This window comes from Paenibacillus sp. PK3_47 (genome assembly GCF_023520895.1).
In the GTDB taxonomy this organism is placed as follows: Bacteria; Bacillota; Bacilli; order Paenibacillales; family Paenibacillaceae; genus Paenibacillus_AQ.
Window position 1 is genome coordinate 3,061,083 of record NZ_CP026029.1, and the last position, 18,922, is coordinate 3,080,004.

Consider the following 18,922-nt stretch of genomic DNA (forward strand, 5'->3'; position numbering starts at 1 on the left):
TTTACCAAAACATTAATGAAAGCAGGTACTGCCAGTGACAATCAGTCTTTCCAAAGGACAGCGGATCGATCTCACCAAGACGAATCCCGGTCTGACGAAGGTAGTGGTGGGTCTCGGCTGGGACACGAATAAATACAGCGGCGGCAAAGAGTTTGACCTGGATGCATCGGCATTTCTGCTGCATGAGGACGGCAAAGCCAAAGGCGAAGATGATTTCGTATTCTACAATAATCCTGCAGGCGGCTCAGCCTCTGTAACCTACACGGGCGATAACCGTACAGGTGAAGGCGACGGGGATGATGAACAGATCCTTGTCGATTTCAGCAAAGTTCCAGCGCATATCCAGCGTATCGGAATCACAGTAACCATTCATGATTACGAAGCGCGCGGACAGAACTTTGGACAAGTCTCCAATGCGTTTGTACGTGTCGTAGATGCTTCCGGCGACCGCGAAGTACTGCGCTACGATCTCGGGGAGGATTTCTCCACAGAGACGGCGGTAGTCTTCTGCGAATTTTACCGTCATGGAGCGGACTGGAAATTCCAGGCGGTCGGGAGCGGCTTCGGCGGCGGCCTGAGTGCTTTGTGCAAAAACTACGGACTGGATGCGCAGTAACGATTCAGTTGACTTGCAGGCGGGATCTTCAACGATCCTGCCTTTTTATAACTCTAACAGAAGCGGGTGCCGTCCTTTACAAGGATGACGCAGCCGTTTCTTCTTGGCTCTTATCCCTTGATAAGCAAAGGTGGCGTAAGAATGAATGAAGTCGTGAAAGGCCAGAAAGTGGACCTGACCAAAGGGAACCCGGGACTTGCGTCCCTTGTGGTAGAGATCGGGTGGCAGGCCCCGCCCTCCATAGAGATTGATGCCTCTGCGTTTCTGCTGGGAGCACAGGGCAAAGTGAGCAGGGACGAAGACTTGATCTTTTATAATAATCCGTCTACACCGTACATCAGGTATAAGGATATACCGGGCGCGCCATCAGGCGGCCTGAAGCATTTTGAAATCGGGCTGGACAGAATTCCTCCGGAAACTATGAAAATTGCTTTTGCCATGACTATTTATGATGGTGAGAACCGCAATCAAATGTTCGGACAGGTAAGCGCAGCCCAGTGCCGGATTATGAATCAGGCTACAGGTGCAGAACTGCTCCGTATTAATCTTGGAAATCATTTCTCTGCGGAAACAGCTGTTGTAGTAGGAGAATTATATAGATACAGCGGTGAATGGAAATTCAGCGCGATTGCAGCCGGTTATAACGGCGGTTTGAAGGCCTTATGCGGCAGCTACGGGATTGAAGTTGAGGAGGAGCCGGCGTCTGCCCCGCCCAAGCCTGAGCCTCCAAGGCCGGCTCCGGTACCGCCTGAGCCCGTGAGGCCGCCTGAGCCTGAAGTGCGGAGTGCTCCACCGGCTCCGGAGGTTCCGCAAGTCCCAAGCGCTGAAGAGACTACTTCCGCTGCGCCTGCGAATCTCAATCTCAGAAAGATTGAGCTCAAGAAAAAAGGGGATTCCATCAACCTGAAGAAATCCTCGTCAGGTCTGGGGGAAGTGCTGATCAACCTGAACTGGAACCAGAAGCAGGGCGGAGGACTATTCAGCCGTAAAGGCGGCGTGGATCTGGATCTGGCCTGCCTGTACGAGCTGAAGAACGGCAGTAAAGGGGTTGTCCAAGCGCTGGGGAATGCGTTCGGCAGCCTTCAGCAGCCGCCTTACGTCATGCTGGACGGAGATGACCGGACCGGCTCCGTAACATCTGGCGAGAATTTGCGTATAAACGGCAGTAAGCTTGCAGAAATAGAACGAATTTTAATCTTTTCTTTTATCTATAAAGGGGTTACCAACTGGTCCGAAGCGGATGGGGTTGTCACCATTACGCAAAGCGGGGGTCCGGATATCATCGTAAATATGGATGAGCATAACAACCGCAAAGGCATGTGCGCCATTGCACTGATCCGGAATGTAGGCAACGAGACATTCAGCATTGAACGTCTTGTCCAATACTTCAGCGGCCATCAGGAAATGGATCAGGCTTATGGATGGGGGCTTCGCTGGGTAGCCGGCAGCAAATAATTGATTTTTTCCGGAGGCGCATTTTGAGATGGGTTGGTTTAGTGATTTTTTCAGAAGCATCAGTGAGAACTACGGGCATTTCTTCTCATGGAGCGATATTGTAGGCACGCTCTCTGATCCGGTGAGCTGGGGGATTATCGGCAGTCTGATTTTACTGGAGGGTCTCCTGTCTGCGGATAATGCGCTTGTGCTGGCGGTGATGGTAAGGCATCTGCCGAAAGAGCAGCAGAAGAAGGCTTTGTTTTACGGCATTCTTGGGGCGTATATCTTCCGGTTCCTGGCGATCGGGCTGGGAACGTTCTTGATTAAATTTACGCTGGTTAAGGTGCTTGGGGCTCTTTATCTCTTCTATATCGCTTATAAAGGATTATTCAAGGGTCATCCAGAAGAAGAAGGAGAGGAAAAGACAAATAAAGGCACCTCGTTCTGGAAGACGGTACTCCTGGTTGAGTTAATGGATATTGCCTTCAGCATCGACAGCGTGGTGGCTGCATTCGGCCTGAGTGACCAGGTGTGGGTCCTGTTCCTGGGCGGGATCCTCGGCGTGTTGATGATGCGCGGTGTGGCCCAGGTCTTCCTGAAGCTGATCGCCAAATTTCCGGAGCTGGAGCAGACCGCATTTATACTGATTGCGCTTATTGCCGGCAAGATGTTTGCGGGTGCCTTCGGTTATGAAATGCCGCATGTGGTGTTCTTCACGATTCTTATCGCAGTCTTTGTAGGAACCATTCTTTACAGCTCCGGCAAGAAGAAGAAGGAATTAAACGGGAAAGCGTAACGCTCCTATCTTTTATAGGGGGATAAGCCCTTTTCCGGATAAACGTATATTTACAGCATGGCCTTTTCTAGTATTTGAGAACGCCGGAAGCCGTCTCCAAGGGGGCGGCAAAGCCGGTTATACCGCTCTCTGTGCGGAAAAGGCCATTTGTTTTGCGGGATTTGTTTTGCTGGCGTGTTGCAGAACTATTAGGGGGAAGGTCTTTGAGATATTTTGATTACCTGACGAAAGAACAGGAAAATTCTTTGTTTTATGTTCCGCCGGTTGCATTTAATCATAACACGCACAAGGAACTGCTGGCTTATGCTGTCGGAGCTGCTCTGTATATGCCGGCCACCCGGTCCAGTGTTGCTGACGATATCCTCAAGCTGAGAGCTTCCGGGCTGGTAACAGTCATTATTGATCTGGAGGATGCGATTGGTGACGGGGAGGTGGACTATGCCGAGGAGTCGGTTGTAAGGCACCTTACGTCCCTCTCGGCTTATGGCAGGGATGAGGCGGATACCGGCAAAAGCCTGCCGCTGCTTTTCATTCGTGTGCGTAACCCGGAACAGCTGCGGCAGATGATTTTCCGTCTTGGCTCACTGATTACAATGTTGACCGGTTTTGTCTTCCCCAAATTTTCTGTAGCTAATGGTGTAGATTATTTTGAAGCGATTGCAGATTATAACAGCTCGCGCAGCTACGAAGCACCGGTGCTCTACGGGATGCCTATTCTGGAGAATGCCCCGATTATTTACCGGGAGAGCCGGCTGGACAGCCTGCTTGCAGTGCGGGATCTGCTGGGCAATTACCGCGATTATGTGCTGAATGTCAGAATCGGGGCAACCGATTTCTCCAGCCTGTTCGGACTCCGCCGCAGTCCCGATATCAGTATTTATGATCTTGCGCCTATCCGTGACTGTATTTCAGAAATCATCAATATATTCGGACGGGTGGAGGAGGGATACGTCATTTCGGGTCCGGTGTGGGAGTATTTCGCCAGCAAAGGGCAGGGACACCGGGTGCTGCGCCCGCAGCTGAGGCAGACTCCGTTTGAGGATACTTACGGTGAACAGGGCCGGGAGATGCGCAACAATTATATCTCCAGCGCGCTGGACGGCCTGATCCGGGAAGTCATTTTGGATAAAGAAAAAGGTATTGTCGGCAAAACGATTATCCATCCGTCCCATCTGAGGCCTGTGCAGGCGATGTATACGGTCATGCATGAGGAGTATGCGGATGCATTGAGCATTGTGGAGAGCAATGACGGCAGCCGCGGTGTTTTTAAAAGCGAGTACTTTAACAAGATGAATGAAATCAAGCCGCATTTAAACTGGGCAAAACGTATTTTATTACGATCTCAAATATACGGGGTGTTACATGAACAACAGCATTTTGTCGGATTACTGCCCGAGAACGAATACACACACGTTTAATATTGTCGAGAACCTGCAGGTTACGGTAACCGAAACTTCCAACCCCTTTCATATTCCTGTCCAGTCCTTATTCGCTATGGCTGCCCGTATCAATAAAAAACGGTCCTTTCTCTTTGTCAGCAGGGTGCTCGGCAAGCATATTCCTGTAAATCCGTATACTCCGCTGCTTGGCGGTGCTGCGCTTGCCCTGCTGCTGTATCGTGAAATGAACGGGGGGGCTGCAGATACTGATTCAATGGAAAAACTGCTTGAACAGGCAGTGGATGGCCTTATAGATCCTTCCCGTGCGGAAGAAGCTTACCGGGCATTGCTGTCAGCACGGCTGGTTCTTCCCCGGCCTGTCGTCTTTATCGGTTTCGCCGAGACAGCTACCGCGCTGGGGCACAGCATGTACAATATATTCGCTGATCATGCTTCCTACATCCATACTACGCGTGAAGATATTCCTGAGATGGAGCCGGTCGTCAGCTTTGAAGAAGAGCATTCGCATGCGGTGGATCATCTCGTGTATGCCCTGAACACCGGGATGCTGTCCGGAGAGGAACCGGTTGTACTGGTGGATGATGAGATTACGACCGGCAATACGGCAATCAATACGATCCGCGACATCCAGTCCAAGTTTCCGCGCCGGGAATATGTTGTCGCTTCTCTGCTGGACTGGCGGAGTGAACGCAATATTCAGGCATACCGGGAGCTGGAGGAGGAGCTAGGCATCCGGATTACAGCCTTGTCCCTGCTGCAGGGCAGTATTGAGGTGACAGGAACGCCGCTGCTGGATGCCGCTGCAGGGAACGGACAGCTTGCCTGCGCTTCTGAAGTTCCTGTTGTAACCACTTATGTGGCGGACGGGCTGGAGCGGCTGGAGGTAAGTTCGGCAGATTCTTATGGGGAAGTTAATCATTCTCCGTATCTGAAGCTGAGCGGCCGGTTTGGAATGGAATCGTGTGACAATCAGCTCCTGGATGAGGGTGCAGCGCGGATAGCTGCCCGGCTCTGCAAGCTGCGGGAGAGTTCAAACGCACTGGTTATGGGTGTCGGAGAGTTCATGTACCTTCCTATGCGTGTAGCGGCAGAGATGGGTGAAGGAATATCCTATCAGTCCTCGACACGCAGTCCGATTTATCCTGAGGCCAGGCCGGATTACGGTGTTCACAGTGCGGAAGCTTATCCTTCGGCCGGAGACCCGGCAATCCGGAACTATATTTATAATATTGCTCCCGGCCAGTACGGCGATATTTTCGTACTGCTTGAGCGGGATGTCCCCCGCAGCAGGATAGAGCCGATGACGGATGTTCTGAAGTCGCTGGCCGGCAACAAAGTGCATCTCATTATACTCGGTGCCCGGCAAGAAACGGAGGCGGCCTGCCCATGAAGGGAACAGATGAAGCCAACCTCGGTACAAGGATAGTGCCTCCTGCCCCGATCGGCAGCTACCCGCCTTCAGATGTCCGGTTCCTGCTCAAGGATCTCAGCGATATCCGGCTGGAGCAGGGAACGGCGGAACGGGAAAAGGCTATCCAGTCCGGGGTGAGCTATTCCGAAATGCTTCCGGTAGAATACCAGCCGACAGCGCAGTATATAGATCTGTTTCAGGAGACACTCCGGGAATCGGCTGCCAAGGTCGCTTTTGCCGTCGCGGTTGTCTCTGAAATGATCGTATCCAGACGGGGGACAGGCAATACGGTGCTTGTCTCTCTGGCCAGAGCCGGTACACCGGTCGGTGTGCTGATCAAACGTTATATCGCCTGGAGATATGGTGCAGACCTGCCGCATTACAGCATTTCTATCATCCGCGGAAAAGGGATTGACGAGAATGCGCTCCTCTACATGCTGCAGCAGCATGGCCGGGATGCTGATTTGCAGTTTATTGACGGCTGGACAGGCAAAGGTGCAATCCGCCGGGTGCTGATAGAGTCCTGTGCAGAGTTCTACACCAAATACGGGGTTGCCCTGAATGATGATCTGGCTGTACTGGCGGATCCGGGACATTGTTCCCAGACCTTCGGGACAAGGGAAGATTACCTGATTCCGAGCGCCTGCCTGAATTCTACCGTATCAGGCCTGATCAGCCGTACCGTACTGCGGGAGGATCTGATCGGTCCGGATGATTTCCATGGGGCAAAATATTACAGGGAGTGGCTGGACAGCGATCTGTCAGGTGCTTTTATTGAAGCCATTGTTCCGCATTTTGCTTCTGTGGCGGAAGAGGCGGCAGGAGCTGCCGCAGAAATGCTGAAATCTCCGCCCGAGGTTACCTGGCAGGGCATGGAGGACATCCGGAGCATTCAACAGACCTTCGGCATAGATAACCTCAATCTGGTTAAGCCGGGAGTCGGTGAAACTACACGCGTACTGCTGCGGAGAGTACCCTGGAAAATCCTCGTTGATAAGACAGACAATCCGAATCTGCGGCATATTATGCTGCTTGCCGAAGAACGCGGCGTTCCGGTGGAGGTCTATCCGGGTCTTACCTATTCATGCTGCGGTATTATAAAACCGCTGAAAGGGGGGGCCTGAGTGTGATCTATGCCAGTGATTTGGATCGTACGCTGATCTACTCCCTCGGTGCGCTTAAGGTGCCGGAGGATTCTCCGGGTCTTGTGCCCGCCGAAATTATTGACGGGAGAAATGCCTCTTATATTTCACAGGGGGCGCTGGATTTGCTGAGGGAGCTTACTGCGAGCGTTATTTTTATGCCGGTGACTACGCGTACCATCGCGGAGTACAGGCGGATCAACCTGTTCCAGGAGACGATCATTCCGGATTATGCTGTCACCAGCAATGGCGGCAATATTCTGGTCAGCGGGGATGTGGATCTGGAGTGGAGGGCGCATATCGGCAGGCTGGTGGGGCTCAACTCTGCAGAGGCCGGGGAGGTCCGTACGATGGTCCGGGCGGTCGTGCGCCCTGAATGGATTATCAGCGAACGGTATTGCGATGAACTTTTCTATACTTATATGGTTTACCGCGACTTATTGCCGCTTGATGAGATCAACCACATGGCTGAGCGCCTGAACGAAATCGGCTGGAAGGTTTCGCTGCAGGGGCGGAAGCTGTACGTGGTTCCCGAGGCGGTTAACAAAAGCGACGCCATTATCCATGTCCGCCGTACCGTGCATTCCGAGCCGATGGTTGCATCCGGTGATTCCCTGCTGGACAAGTGTCTGCTGGAGAGCGCCGACTATGCCATAGCCCCGCGTCACGGAGAAATATTTGCCGAGCAGCAGGCCTCTCAAGTAAAATTGAGTTATCCTTTTACAGAGCTGGCGGGTGTGCATGCCGGACATGAGATCATGCAGTATGTTCACAAGATTTATCACAATCTGACGACATTGGGAGTTGGACCACAATGAAAAAGGTAAATATTTATTTCAACCGCTGGTTCTCCGTGGCTTATCACTATATGAATCTTCTGCGGAACAATGAGGACGGCGTTCCGGTCCAAATCTTTGCCACCCATCCCGATATCCGGCATATGTCGCTGCAGGGCGCGGACATTGCCGGGACTGAGCCGGCGCTTAAAGGGATAGAATATGTACAGTTCTGCGTTGATTACTGCCGCCGCAATGAGATTGATATTTTTATTCCCCGGCTGCATATGATGGATATTGCGCTGCATGCCGCCATGTTCGAGGCTGTTGGCACGAAGGTGCTTGTCTGCCGTGATCTTGATCTGCTGGAAATGATTCTGGATAAGGGCAAGTTCTACCGCCGGGTCCAGGAGACCGGAATTATGGAGATTCCTGAATACCATGTTGTGAATACAGCGGAGGGGTTCAAGGAAGCTTATGAGGATCTGACAGCCAAAGGCCTTAGGGTCTGCTTTAAGCCAACTGAAACCGAGGGCGGCTTGGGCTTCCGGATCATCAACAACAGCCGCAGCCCTCTGGAGGAATTGTTCGGTTATGTAACGCAGAATATTTCATTTGATGATGCGTACCGGATTCTTGCCGGAGCCGAAACCTTCCCGGATCTTATGGTAATGGAGCTGCTTGAGGGCTATGAATACAGCATAGACTGCCTCTCGGACAGGGACGGCAATCTGCTGGCAGCGGTGCCGCGGCGCAAGGACAGCGGGCGCCTGCGGGTAATGGAGCACATTCCTGAGCTTGAGGCTATTGCAAGAAATGTAGCTGAGACTTACAAAATTCCTTATAATTTCAATATACAAATGAAGTACAGCGGCGGAGTTCCCAAGCTGCTGGAGATTAACCCCCGGATGTCCGGAGGGCTGCATGTATCTTGTCTGACAGGCATTAACTTCCCGTACCTGGCGGTCAAAAGTGCGCTTGGCGGTGAAGTTCAGCCCGTACGTTTCACCCATGATCTGCTGGCCAGCCATGTGGAGCAGCCGATGATCATGAAGGTACACGACGAATCCGTAGTTACGGACCGCGTGAATTGAGCGCCTGAGCAAGCGCACAAGAGGTGAGGATCATTTATCTGAAATCTAAAGTATTACTGTATGCAGGTGCCGGTTACGTTGCAGCTCTGCTGACGAGCAGTTTCCTGCCCGAATTTCTAACGCTGCTGCTGCCGGTTGCCGGCGCCGCTGCAGGGATTGCCAGCAGCGCACGCACCAAAGTTAACCTGCCGGCAGAGGTTCTTCCTGCCGGGCAGCAGCCGGGTAACATCTCTGCCGCAGCTCCAGTACCTGCAGTTACGGGGCCCGGAGCAGGCAGTGCGGCTTCTGCAGCCCCGGCTGCAGGTACAGTTGAACAAGCTGCCCCTGCTTCCGGAAGACGCGGGGAGGCCAGAGTCTCGGCGGAATTTGCCCCTGTGGTAGAGTACCTGGGGATTCTGGAGGATATGATTATATCCGAAGGGCAGAAGGATACGCTTGATAACGAGATTGTCGAGAAGTCACTGGCGCTTTTTGCCAGACTCCAGCATGTCATTCCGCTGCTTGAAGAGCTGGGGAACGGTGAAATCAATCATACGGTGCGCAGGCTGGTGCTGAAGGACCTCAACGCTGTTATCAATCCGTTTTTGCGGCTGGGCGGCGAGGCCAAATCGAAAAACCGGAGAATGCTGCTGAACGGTCTGAGGGATGTGGATTCTAAAATATCGGATATCGCCTCAACGATCGAGCACAAAGACCTGATGGAACTTCAGACCAAGGCGGAACTGATTCATCAACGGTACAGCAGTTCCGAATTATAGGAGGGAAACCACATGTCCACGCAGTACATTGAGCTCAAAAAAGAAGATGAGCAGAAGGTTGTCGAAGAAGCCTCACAGCTGATAGAGCAGGTTGCCAAGACGGATACCGTAGCGCTGGATTCCTTGATGGATGATATCGGCAGGCTCGGGGTGAAAACACAGGAGAAGGCAGGACAGACGCTGAAGCTGCTGGACCGCCCTGTGAATGACCTGATGTCCGGCAAACGTGTAGAAGTGCCCAATATGATCATGAAGCTGCGAAATGAATGTGAAACGCTGCAGCAGAGCAAAAATGTCAGCTTTTTCGGCAAAATGCTGCGCAAGAGCCCGCTCAAAAATTATGTCTACAAGTACCAGTCTGTACGTACAAATATTGATGCCATCGTTACCGGTCTGCGTGACGGCCGGGATACGCTCGAGGAGAGCATTGTCAATATGCGCCAGCTGAAGCGCACCTCCATGGAGGAAATCTACAACCTGCAGACCAAAATCGCCTTCGGCAACAAGCTGAAGGAACTGTTCGAAATTGAGATTGCCAAACCGGAGAATGAATTCCGCAAGGCGTATCTGGAGCGTGGTTTGCGCAAAGTGATGGTGCGGATTCAGTCCATGACGGAGATGATCCTGCTCTACAATCAGGCTATCGCTGCTACGGATATCATCAACGACAACAATGATAAATTGATCGATTCCGTTAACAACGCAATTGACAAGACCTCTAACCTGATCACCGTGTCGGCGATGATTGCCATGTCCCTTGCTGATCAGGAGAATGTGATTTCCGCTGTCGAAGCGACGAACAAAACAATCGAGGACCAGTTCAAGGAAAATGCCCGCCTGCTGCGTACTACGACTGAAAAGACGACAGAGCTTCTGTCCAAACCTTCGATGTCACTTGAAGCTGTCAATCAGGCAATCGGTGATCTGCTGAGTGCCCTGGATACTTCCGAGCAGTCCAACCGCCGGATTATTGAGAGCTGTCAGGATTACACATCCAAAATGACAACGATTAATACACAGCTGAACAACCGGCTCGGCCTGAATGAGGCTTCCCAGCCGCAGGCGTTGAAGCAGGCTGAAAGCGGATTGAGCAGCTTTTTGAACTAGAATCGCGAGATGAAATTCATAAGAATTAGAGGTCAGGCCCGCTGAATTATTCAGCGGGCCTGGCTGTGTTAATCTATTTCTATTTTATTAGAATATATTTTATTTACTAATATTTTCATATCAGCTATTATGGAAATGCCTTCCTGCATTAAAATGGGAATAAGCTGCAGCGGCAAAGATTTTATTATGGCTGTTCTATTGAGAACGGCACAGGAGGAAATGAAAAGATGGGCAGGAAGTTTCGGGGGGCATTGGCAGGTATACTGGGGGTTAGCATGCTGCTGGGATCATTAGGAGCAGCGCAAGCACAAAGCAGCGGCAGTGATTATAGTGGCCACTGGGCTCAGAAGACGATTGAAAGCTGGCTGGAAAAAGGAAATCTGAAAGGGTTTCAGGATGGGTCCGTCAAACCTAATCAGACCATTACACGAGCAGAGTTCATGACGCTGGTCAACCGGTCGTTTGGTTTCACCGCAGAGGCTGACGTGAATTTTTCGGATGTCAATTCTGCAAGCTGGTCTTACAGCGAAGTGGCCAAAGCGGTTGCCGCAGGTTACATACAAGGATACAACAATGAGATACGCCCGAATGCGCCCATCAACCGTCAGGAAGCGGCTGTTGTGGTTGGCAAGCTGCTGCAGCTTACTGAGGGTGATATCAATGATTTACAGGTTTTTAGTGATGCCGGAACCATTGCTCCATGGAGCAAGGCAAGCGTGGCGGCAGCGGTAAAAGCAGGAATTCTAAAGGGTTATCCAGACGGCACGTTTGCGCCTCAGCAGGCGCTGACACGTGCAGAGTCTTTAACATTGATTGATAGCGCAGCAGCTCAAATGGCCGTGTCTCAGCCGACAACAGCTCCGGCAGCACCTGCGTCAGCGTCACCATCAGCAAGCCCAACATCCAGTCCGGTGCCTACTGCGACGGCGGCTGCAGTTGCTGTTGGAGGCGGCGGTGGTGGAGGTACAGGTGGCGGAGGAGCGCCGGCCCCGGCGATACCCGGACCTACAGCAGCGCCTGAACCAACCCTGCCGGTAAGTGATGTTCCTTTGCTTGATGTTCATGTTAAAGCCTCGCCGTCTTATACTGTAACCAATTCCGTATATCTGGAATTCGACTATAGCCGGGTGCCTGCATCAACGCTTAGTGCCGGTAAATATGCTGCTTATTATGTAACTAGAACACCTATTACTTCTGAAGATCTTGAATGGGAGCTTAATAACAAAAGATATATAACGCTTTTACCGGCCCTTTTCTATGCATCAAAACCCTATGATAAAGTGATCGTACCTAAAAAAATTGTAGAAACAGCTGGCGATTATTATGTGACAGTCATCATTAAGGGGGACTCGCAGCCCATTGGTTACTACTCACAAAAGATAAATCTGCAGCCCTCGGATTCAGGAGTTTCCGGTGAGTTTGTGAAGCTGGAAAGCGGCGTTTCGATTAAACAAGAAAAACAAGAATTTGATACCTATAGTAATGGAGGTACGCATTATTCGGATGTTGTAGATGTTACGTACGCGAATAAACAATTAAACGGAAAGGCGGTATATTACTCAGTTTCACCAAAATATACAGCAAGTATTAATACTAACCGCACTCTGAATGAGCTGCTGTCAGCCTCTCTTTATCTGTACACAAGCCAAAAGATCCGGTATGTGGGAAGTGGGTATCCGGTATATGAGCCTATGGATGAGATTCCCTTAGCTCGTGAACGGTACCAAACTGAAAAGTTTTATAATGAACAAAATTATACTGTTATTTTTTATGATAAAGATTTGCAGGCCATCGGCTATTACGAAGGGGAGGTACAGCTCAGCGATGAATTAGCAGTCGAGGCTGCAGAGATAAGAATAGATCAGATTGGGAGCGGGCTGGCACTGAGTCAAGAGAATACTATTATGAGGGCAGCAAGGGCATTCTCCAGACTGAATGATGACCTTAAAGCCCAAATCAGCCAGTATCGTCAATCCACACTGGACAATGCGCTGGACCAGCTTGAAATGGAGCAAAGCTCTGGCCCTCTGGGGAATACCCTTCCCTTGGTATCTTCCAGAATTTTCACTTCTTACATGACCCTTAATGGAGCTATTTTAACCGCATACTCTGAAGATCTGAACACGCAGGCACAAAGTATCTCCTTCTATATTACTGAGAATCCAATTACCAATTCAGACCTCGTTGTCCCTAGCACTTACGGTAGACAGCCTTATTCTAGTTTAGTGGAACTTCCTGTCCCGGATTTACAAGGAGATTATTACGTAACAATAGTGCTCTATGATGAAAATAATCAGCCTATCCGTTATGCAACCCAACCGCAAAAATTGACTAAAGTAGTTCCGGTATGGGACAAGAATGCGGAAAAAATTGAGAATGAAATCATTTTGGAACGAGACTATAAAGATGGCAGCCGCATTGACTACGCGATTTTCCAGGATTACGTGCGGACACATCCTGAAGCAAAGTACGTTACAGCAATATCCAGGTCGGAGATCGGAGAGCGGAGCTTTACAGTTGAGCATGCATTGCAACAGACCCGGCCTTACTATCACAGCAGCAACCAGCATCTCCAATTGTCCTATCAACCTGACCTGAACTTGGCCGGTCTAACCGAAGATTACATCGTTATTTTCTACGATAAGGATTTGAAGGTTGTCAGCTACTACATCGGAAGCCTGGCTGGTTAACATTCATTAGCCATACAGCGCTCATATTGCCCTGCTTTCCGGAATAAGTTGTCACTGAGGCAACTTGGGAAGGAAGCGGGGGATGCTATGATATTGGGGTGTCTGATCATTGTGCTGATGATCGCAGCCAGCAGCGGGAAGGCTGAGGCTATTGCCAGGCTGAATGATGATGGAGATAGCTGATGCGAGCGGAGATGACATTTCTTTTTTAAAATATTGATAAAATTCATCCGCTGTGGTTCAAGTAATTTCCAGCGGTTTATTGGGTATAATAACCCAAAGGCTGTAGGCAGCCGCTATTATTGCTGAAAATACGATGCTAATGCGGAGGTTACATGGAGAACGAGGCACTGTTGCAGGTTGAGAAACTGGCACTCAAGAAACAGCGGATTTACCGGCAAAGTGTTGTCCGCTATATCGCAAGAGCAATGCTGGCCAGTATGTTTATCGGATTTGGCGTCATCGTGGCGTTCAAGACGGGGAATTTCTTCTACATGGAGCAATCTCCTATGACGTATCCAATGGCTGCGATTACGTTCGGTGCGGCTATTATCCTGATCTCCTACGGCGGAGGGGATTTGTTCACCGGGGACACCTTTTATTATTCGTACGCTTCCTTGAGAAAAAAGATGAAGTGGACTGAGGCTGTACGGATGTGGGTAGTCAGCTACATCGGCAATATCCTTGGGGCAACGGCTTTTGCGCTGCTGATTTTTCTGACGGGACTGTTCTATGATTCCAGTGTGAACGGATTTCTGCTGAATGTGGTAGCGCACAAGATGGAGGCACCGGCGATGGAGCTGTTTTTCCGGGCCATTCTTTGTAACTGGCTGGTCTGTCTTGCCTTTTTTGTTCCGATGTCGATGAAAGGCGACGGAGCCAAAATGTTTGCCATGATGCTGTTCGTATTCTGCTTTTTTATCTCCGGGTACGAGCACAGTATCGCCAATATGTGTACGTTCGCGATCGCGCTGGTACTGGATCATCCGGGAACCATCTCCTGGGGCGGGGTCGTACACAATCTGGTGCCTGTTACGATCGGCAATCTGATCGGCGGGGGCGTATTGATGGGCGTTATGTATTACTATGTGAATAAGCCTTTTCTGGATGAAGATCATTCTGACAAGCACTGATATGTAAAAAACAGGCCTGTTTTCCGCTTCAATGCGGATTAGCAGGTCTGTTTTTGTATATTTCGCAGCAGCTGCAGAATTACGCGGCCCAAGTTACATGGGCGGCATAGCATAATATAGTGGCGCTGCTTCACGCAGCGTACCCTCCAGTTGCCCGCCCTCCTTACGCCAATACTCGATGCCCCCGAGCATCTCCTTTACCTGATAGCCCTCAGCGGCAAGCCTGGCCGCGGCTTTGCTCGCGCCGTTACAGGCCGGGCCCCAGCAGTACACCACCAGTACATCTTCCGTAGAGAGCACATCTGCATTGCCGGAAATCCGCCCGGAAGGGATGGACACTGCACCAGGCAGATGGGCCTCCTCGTAAGAACGGGTATCACGGACATCGACCAGCCTGAACCCGGTGATTCCTTCGCGCAGATCATAAGCTACATCCGCTACATCTGTCTCAAAAGACGCCTTGGCTGCAAAATATTGAAAGGCATCTTCAGGTGCTGCAGCAGCGGCTGCCAATATCTGAGATCGCGGCTTCATATTCATAAATAACTCCTCCTTCAGGAATGCGGAAATGGATGATAATAGTATTGTATAATGTAATCTAAATTGGAGTTATCTATAGTATTTAATGATAACTATCGAAATTATTAATAATTCAAGGAGCCGTGCCATGGAGTTAACTTATTTGCGGACTTTCTGCGAGGTGGCAGACAGCGGAAGCTACACACGGGCAGCAGAAAAGCTTGGCTATGCCCAGTCCAGCGTCACTGCCCAGATCGCCAAGCTTGAAGAAATTTATGGTGAGGTGCTGCTCGAACGTTCAGGCAGAGGGATGACTCCAACCTTTGCGGGGAACACGCTCCTTCCTTATGCCAGGCAGATGCTCGCGCTCAGCAGGGAAGCCAAAGGAGCAGTGTCCGGCGGGGAAACAGGTGTACTTGCCATTGGCTCGATTGAGACACTGGCGGCTTACTATCTGCCTCACCGGCTGTACAGGTACAGGGAGCAATATCCCGGTATGCAGCTGCGTGTACAGCCTGGCTCAGAAGTGCAGATCATCGCTGATGTCAAAGATAAATCTGCCGATTTCGGCCTGATTTTTGATGTGCCTTATGAGTCTGAGGAGCTGGTCACCGTGCAGCTGCGCCAGGAGCAGCTGTTCCTGATCCTGCATCCGGAGGGTCCCCTTGCGCAGGAGCCGGAGATTGCACCGTCCGTGCTGGAGGGCGAACCGCTGGTACTGACAGAAGACAGCTGTACATACCGGAGAATGCTGCTGCAGGAGCTGAAGCAGGCCGGCATTATCCCCCGGATTGACATGGAGTTCGGAAACCTGGAGGGAATCAAACAGGCGGTAAGGCACCGGTGGGGAACGGCTTTTCTGCCCCGTTATGCTGTGGAGGAAGAACTGCTGAGTGGAACGTTAATCGGCAGGCCACTTGCAGGCGGGCAGGAGAAGTTTTACATTCAGCTGATTTACCGCAAGGACCGCCGGATTTCACCGGCGCTTGCCGATTTTATTGCCTGTATGGAGCGGCAGTAAGATAAAGGGAAGCCCGGGCGCATTGAAAACCTCCAGCCGTTACGGCTGGAGGTTTGTTCGTCGTTCTGAATGCTGTGTGATGGATTAACTATCCTATTGTCAGCATGGAGTTTTCCGGTTCTACCACTTGGAACCGCCGGAAGAATTTCCGCCGGATCTGCCTCCGCCGCCCCATGAAGAGCCGCCGGAGGACCGTCCGCCCCCGCCTCCGCCGCCCCATGAGGAGCCTCCGGAGGATCGTCCGCCGCCGCCAAACCCGCCGCCGAATCCGCCTGGCGGACCGGAGCGCCGGCGCGCTTCTTCTCTGCGCTGCTGCTCACGCAGCATGGCGAGCTGTGCCTGGCGCTCCTGCTCTTCCTTCTGGCGGACAAGCCGGTTCGCTTCCTCTACAAAAGAGGAGATCTGTGAAGCGTAGGAGCGGCCTAACGCTTCAAGCTCGTCGAGATTGTAAGGTCTCATAGATAAAAGCTGCTCCAGCTGTGCATATTCCGGCAGCATAGAAGCATGGAAACGGGTCCTGGAGGGAATGCGTCTGCTTTCCAGCAGCTGCTGTGCTGCCTCTGCCCGTCCTTGGCCCTCGATAAATACGCGCTTGACGGCTTCGAGCCGCTGGCCGAGCGCCTCCAGGTGCTCGCCCACTTCATTAAACTGGCGTGCCGTCTCTTCCTGCAGCGTCAGCAGCTTGTCGATCCCGCTGCGTGCATTGTCGTATTCTCCGCGCTCGTCACTGGTCCAGGTCTCCAGCTGCGGCACTTCGGCTGCGCCCTGCCGCAGACTTTCGCCTGCCTGTCTCAGCGTATCCTCCAGGCTGCTGACATACTGCTCCGCAAAACGGTTCCGCGCTTCGGCAATACCGGCCTGCAGCTCATTGCGGCGGGCGGTCAAAGCGCTCCATTTGCTGCGGATCGTCTCCAAGTCCCTCCGGTTGTTCTGACGGATCAGGGCCTGGCGCTCAGTCATTGCTATAGCTTCGGCAACCAGCGAATCCATCGTCGCGGAGATTTTACGGACTTCATCCATATCTCCGCTGCGCAGCGGTGTCTCAAGCGTATCTGCTGCGGAACGGGCCTGCTCCAACTGGTCATACGGCTTAACCTTCATATTCTGCAGGGAGTTCTGCGCAATCAGGCCGGCAATCTTCTCCCTGGCCGCAGCCAGTACGCCGGGAAACTGATTCAGTTTGGCGTCGTAAATTTCAACATCCCGCAGATCCTGTTCGATCTGCTCCTGGCGGTCCTGGGCTTCTTTGGTGATATTCTGTGCAGCAATCGGATCAAAAAGCTCCAGCTGGTCTGCTTTGGCAGTAGACTCGGCCAGTTCCATGAGATCCTCGGCAATTTCCTGAAGCTTAAAGCCAGTATCCTTAATCGCATTCTGCAGCTGTCCATCGAGTTCAGGCGCGTCCTTCTTAAGTTCGCTGATATGCTGCTTCACATTGCGGTCGGCCTCACTGACGACGGCAATTTTCTGTTCTTCCTCCTCCAGCGCCGACCGGAAGGAGTTTTCCGTTGCCTGCAGCTCTGCGCTGGCCGCTTTGAGTGCTGCCAGACGGTAGAATGGCGGCAGAACATCATGGTTTGCGGCCTGCAGTGCAGAAATTTCAACCAGCTGTGAAGACAGCCGTTTGGAGATCCCTTCGACCATCTCCCCGGTTTTGCCTTGTACAATACCTTGAAACGGCTGCAGCGATTCAAGGGCCCGGTTTGCCCTTACGAGCAGATCACCCAACTGCTCCTGCCGGGCCTTGAGCTGTTTGCGCCGGCTGAGTCCGGTGAACACGATATACAGCAGAAGTGCCAGCACAATAACTCCGGCAGCAATGCCGGCCACTGTGAACAGCGGGAAGCTTCTGCCGGCGCTGCTGTTACCCTGCGGTAATCCGCTTGTACCGGCAGCACCGCTGCCGGACCCTCCGCCGGAAGCACTCCCCAGAGAATCGAGTCCGGTAATCAGAGAGCTGACGCCTCCGGCAAAGTCGCCGTCGCGCGCATAAGGAATAAAATAAGTGTCCAGCAATCCGGTAATGGCCGCGCTTCCTGAGGCGCCTCCCTGGCTGCGGGACCAGGCATTCAGTGAGGACTGCAGCCCCGGATTATTAAAGTTCAGTTCAATCTGCTGATCGCCGGCAGAAATCAGGAGCAGAATGTCCCGGGCGGTCAATCCCCAGGATTCATATACGTTGGTGGCATAATCTGAAGCATTGTTACCTCTCAGTGAATCTACAGTCAGTACATGGAAGGTGTAACGGTCCCGCTGGACCGTTTCATTCAGGCGCGCAATTTCCTGCGCAGAGAACAATCCTGCCTGGTCTGTAACAAGTCCCTGCTGAACCGGAATCCCGGCGGCGTAGACAGCGGGCATCCAGAGCAGACTGATGAACAGGAATACCATAAAGTATTTTTTCACACGGACACGCTCCGATCTAACGAGATGTTGTTCAGTGTATGATGCTGATTATTATACTATATCATTAAACATCCCACGCTCCACGGATGCACCCTGCCGGTAATCTCCCGGCTGAATCAACAATCCATCCTTTTCATTATTCCTGTAAGACAATAAAAAAAACCGCCCCGTACCGGAAGCGGCTTAAAGATATCTATTTTATCTGGTTTGCAGGCAGAGTATATATTGCAGTCTGGACTTAATTTCTTTTTGCCATTTCAAATCTCCGACCTTTACAGCAAGATTGAGCAGATCCAGATAATCATCAACCTGCAAAGCAGTCCGTCTAGTGGCTGAGTTCATGGTTGTTCAGTCTCCTTTAATTCAATATAGTAAAGTGAACTTATCGACGTTATTTTAATAATGAGAATCATTATCAACCGTTACTGTTATTATCCACATTTTCCGTCCAAAAAGCAATATAAAAATAAAGGTTCTTACTTTTTTTATTTTAATCCGGGTAAAAGCCGGGGGGAGTTGCACATTTTATCATATTCTACAGCAGAAGAAGCAGGAACCCTACCATATTTTGTCGAATACTCCTGTTATAAGTGCGCTTAGCCGATTTTTTTGAATA

At 51.4% G+C, this 18,922-nt stretch carries 16 protein-coding genes; 13 read left to right on the forward strand and 3 right to left on the reverse strand.

Annotation, left to right across the window (positions count from 1 at the left end):
* Positions 1–34 precede the first annotated feature (34 nt).
* From C2I18_RS13595 to C2I18_RS13650, 12 genes are all read left to right on the forward strand, one after another.
* Positions 35–616, forward strand: a complete 582-nt coding sequence (locus C2I18_RS13595) for a TerD family protein (RefSeq protein WP_249901673.1) — start codon at positions 35–37, stop codon at positions 614–616.
* Between the two features lie 141 nt (positions 617–757).
* On the forward strand, positions 758–2,071 hold the full coding sequence (locus C2I18_RS13600) for a TerD family protein (RefSeq protein WP_249901674.1): 1,314 nt from the start codon (positions 758–760) through the stop codon (positions 2,069–2,071).
* A gap of 28 nt (positions 2,072–2,099) precedes the next feature.
* Complete coding sequence (locus C2I18_RS13605) at positions 2,100–2,849, forward strand: TerC family protein (protein WP_249901675.1); 750 nt, start codon at positions 2,100–2,102, stop codon at positions 2,847–2,849.
* A gap of 203 nt (positions 2,850–3,052) precedes the next feature.
* Positions 3,053–4,267, forward strand: coding sequence for an HpcH/HpaI aldolase/citrate lyase family protein (locus tag C2I18_RS13610; protein WP_249901676.1), 1,215 nt, complete (start codon positions 3,053–3,055; stop codon positions 4,265–4,267).
* 76 nt (positions 4,268–4,343) lie between these two features.
* Positions 4,344–5,639: a phosphoribosyltransferase family protein gene (locus C2I18_RS13615; protein ID WP_249902116.1), complete on the forward strand. Its 1,296-nt coding sequence runs from the start codon at positions 4,344–4,346 to the stop codon at positions 5,637–5,639.
* Positions 5,636–6,784: a cysteine protease StiP family protein gene (locus C2I18_RS13620; RefSeq protein ID WP_249901677.1), complete on the forward strand. Its 1,149-nt coding sequence runs from the start codon at positions 5,636–5,638 to the stop codon at positions 6,782–6,784. The genes C2I18_RS13615 and C2I18_RS13620 overlap by 4 nt, the downstream gene beginning before the upstream one ends.
* A gap of 2 nt (positions 6,785–6,786) precedes the next feature.
* The gene (locus C2I18_RS13625) at positions 6,787–7,620 is read left to right on the forward strand and encodes an HAD family hydrolase (RefSeq protein WP_249901678.1); all 834 of its coding nucleotides are present in this window, start codon (positions 6,787–6,789) and stop codon (positions 7,618–7,620) included.
* Positions 7,617–8,672 (forward strand): ATP-grasp domain-containing protein, encoded by a 1,056-nt coding sequence (locus C2I18_RS13630; RefSeq protein ID WP_249901679.1) that lies wholly within the window; start codon positions 7,617–7,619, stop codon positions 8,670–8,672. Before C2I18_RS13625 ends, C2I18_RS13630 begins: the two co-directional genes overlap by 4 nt.
* A 32-nt stretch (positions 8,673–8,704) precedes the next feature.
* Entirely contained in the window at positions 8,705–9,430 is a 726-nt protein-coding gene (locus C2I18_RS13635) for a hypothetical protein (RefSeq protein ID WP_249902117.1), read from the forward strand.
* Between the two features lie 12 nt (positions 9,431–9,442).
* Positions 9,443–10,537, forward strand: a complete 1,095-nt coding sequence (locus C2I18_RS13640) for a toxic anion resistance protein (protein ID WP_249901680.1) — start codon at positions 9,443–9,445, stop codon at positions 10,535–10,537.
* A 227-nt stretch (positions 10,538–10,764) separates the two neighbouring features.
* Complete coding sequence (locus tag C2I18_RS13645) at positions 10,765–13,227, forward strand: S-layer homology domain-containing protein (protein WP_249901681.1); 2,463 nt, start codon at positions 10,765–10,767, stop codon at positions 13,225–13,227.
* Between the two features lie 335 nt (positions 13,228–13,562).
* Positions 13,563–14,360, forward strand: a complete 798-nt coding sequence (locus C2I18_RS13650) for a formate/nitrite transporter family protein (protein ID WP_249901682.1) — start codon at positions 13,563–13,565, stop codon at positions 14,358–14,360.
* Positions 14,361–14,453: 93 nt separating this feature from the next.
* Here the strand turns inward: C2I18_RS13650 and C2I18_RS13655 are convergent, their stop codons facing one another.
* Complete coding sequence (locus C2I18_RS13655) at positions 14,454–14,900, reverse strand: rhodanese-like domain-containing protein (protein WP_249901683.1); 447 nt, start codon at positions 14,898–14,900, stop codon at positions 14,454–14,456.
* 127 nt (positions 14,901–15,027) lie between these two features.
* On the opposite strand from C2I18_RS13655, the gene C2I18_RS13660 reads away from it, so the two are divergent.
* Positions 15,028–15,900, forward strand: coding sequence for a LysR family transcriptional regulator (locus C2I18_RS13660; protein WP_249901684.1), 873 nt, complete (start codon positions 15,028–15,030; stop codon positions 15,898–15,900).
* 120 nt (positions 15,901–16,020) lie between these two features.
* On the opposite strand, the gene C2I18_RS13665 is transcribed toward C2I18_RS13660, so the two are convergent.
* Positions 16,021–18,306, reverse strand: coding sequence for a TPM domain-containing protein (locus C2I18_RS13665; protein WP_249901685.1), 2,286 nt, complete (start codon positions 18,304–18,306; stop codon positions 16,021–16,023).
* A 198-nt stretch (positions 18,307–18,504) separates the two neighbouring features.
* On the reverse strand, positions 18,505–18,648 hold the full coding sequence (locus C2I18_RS13670; RefSeq protein ID WP_249901686.1) for a hypothetical protein: 144 nt from the start codon (positions 18,646–18,648) through the stop codon (positions 18,505–18,507).
* Positions 18,649–18,922: the final 274 nt, after the last annotated feature.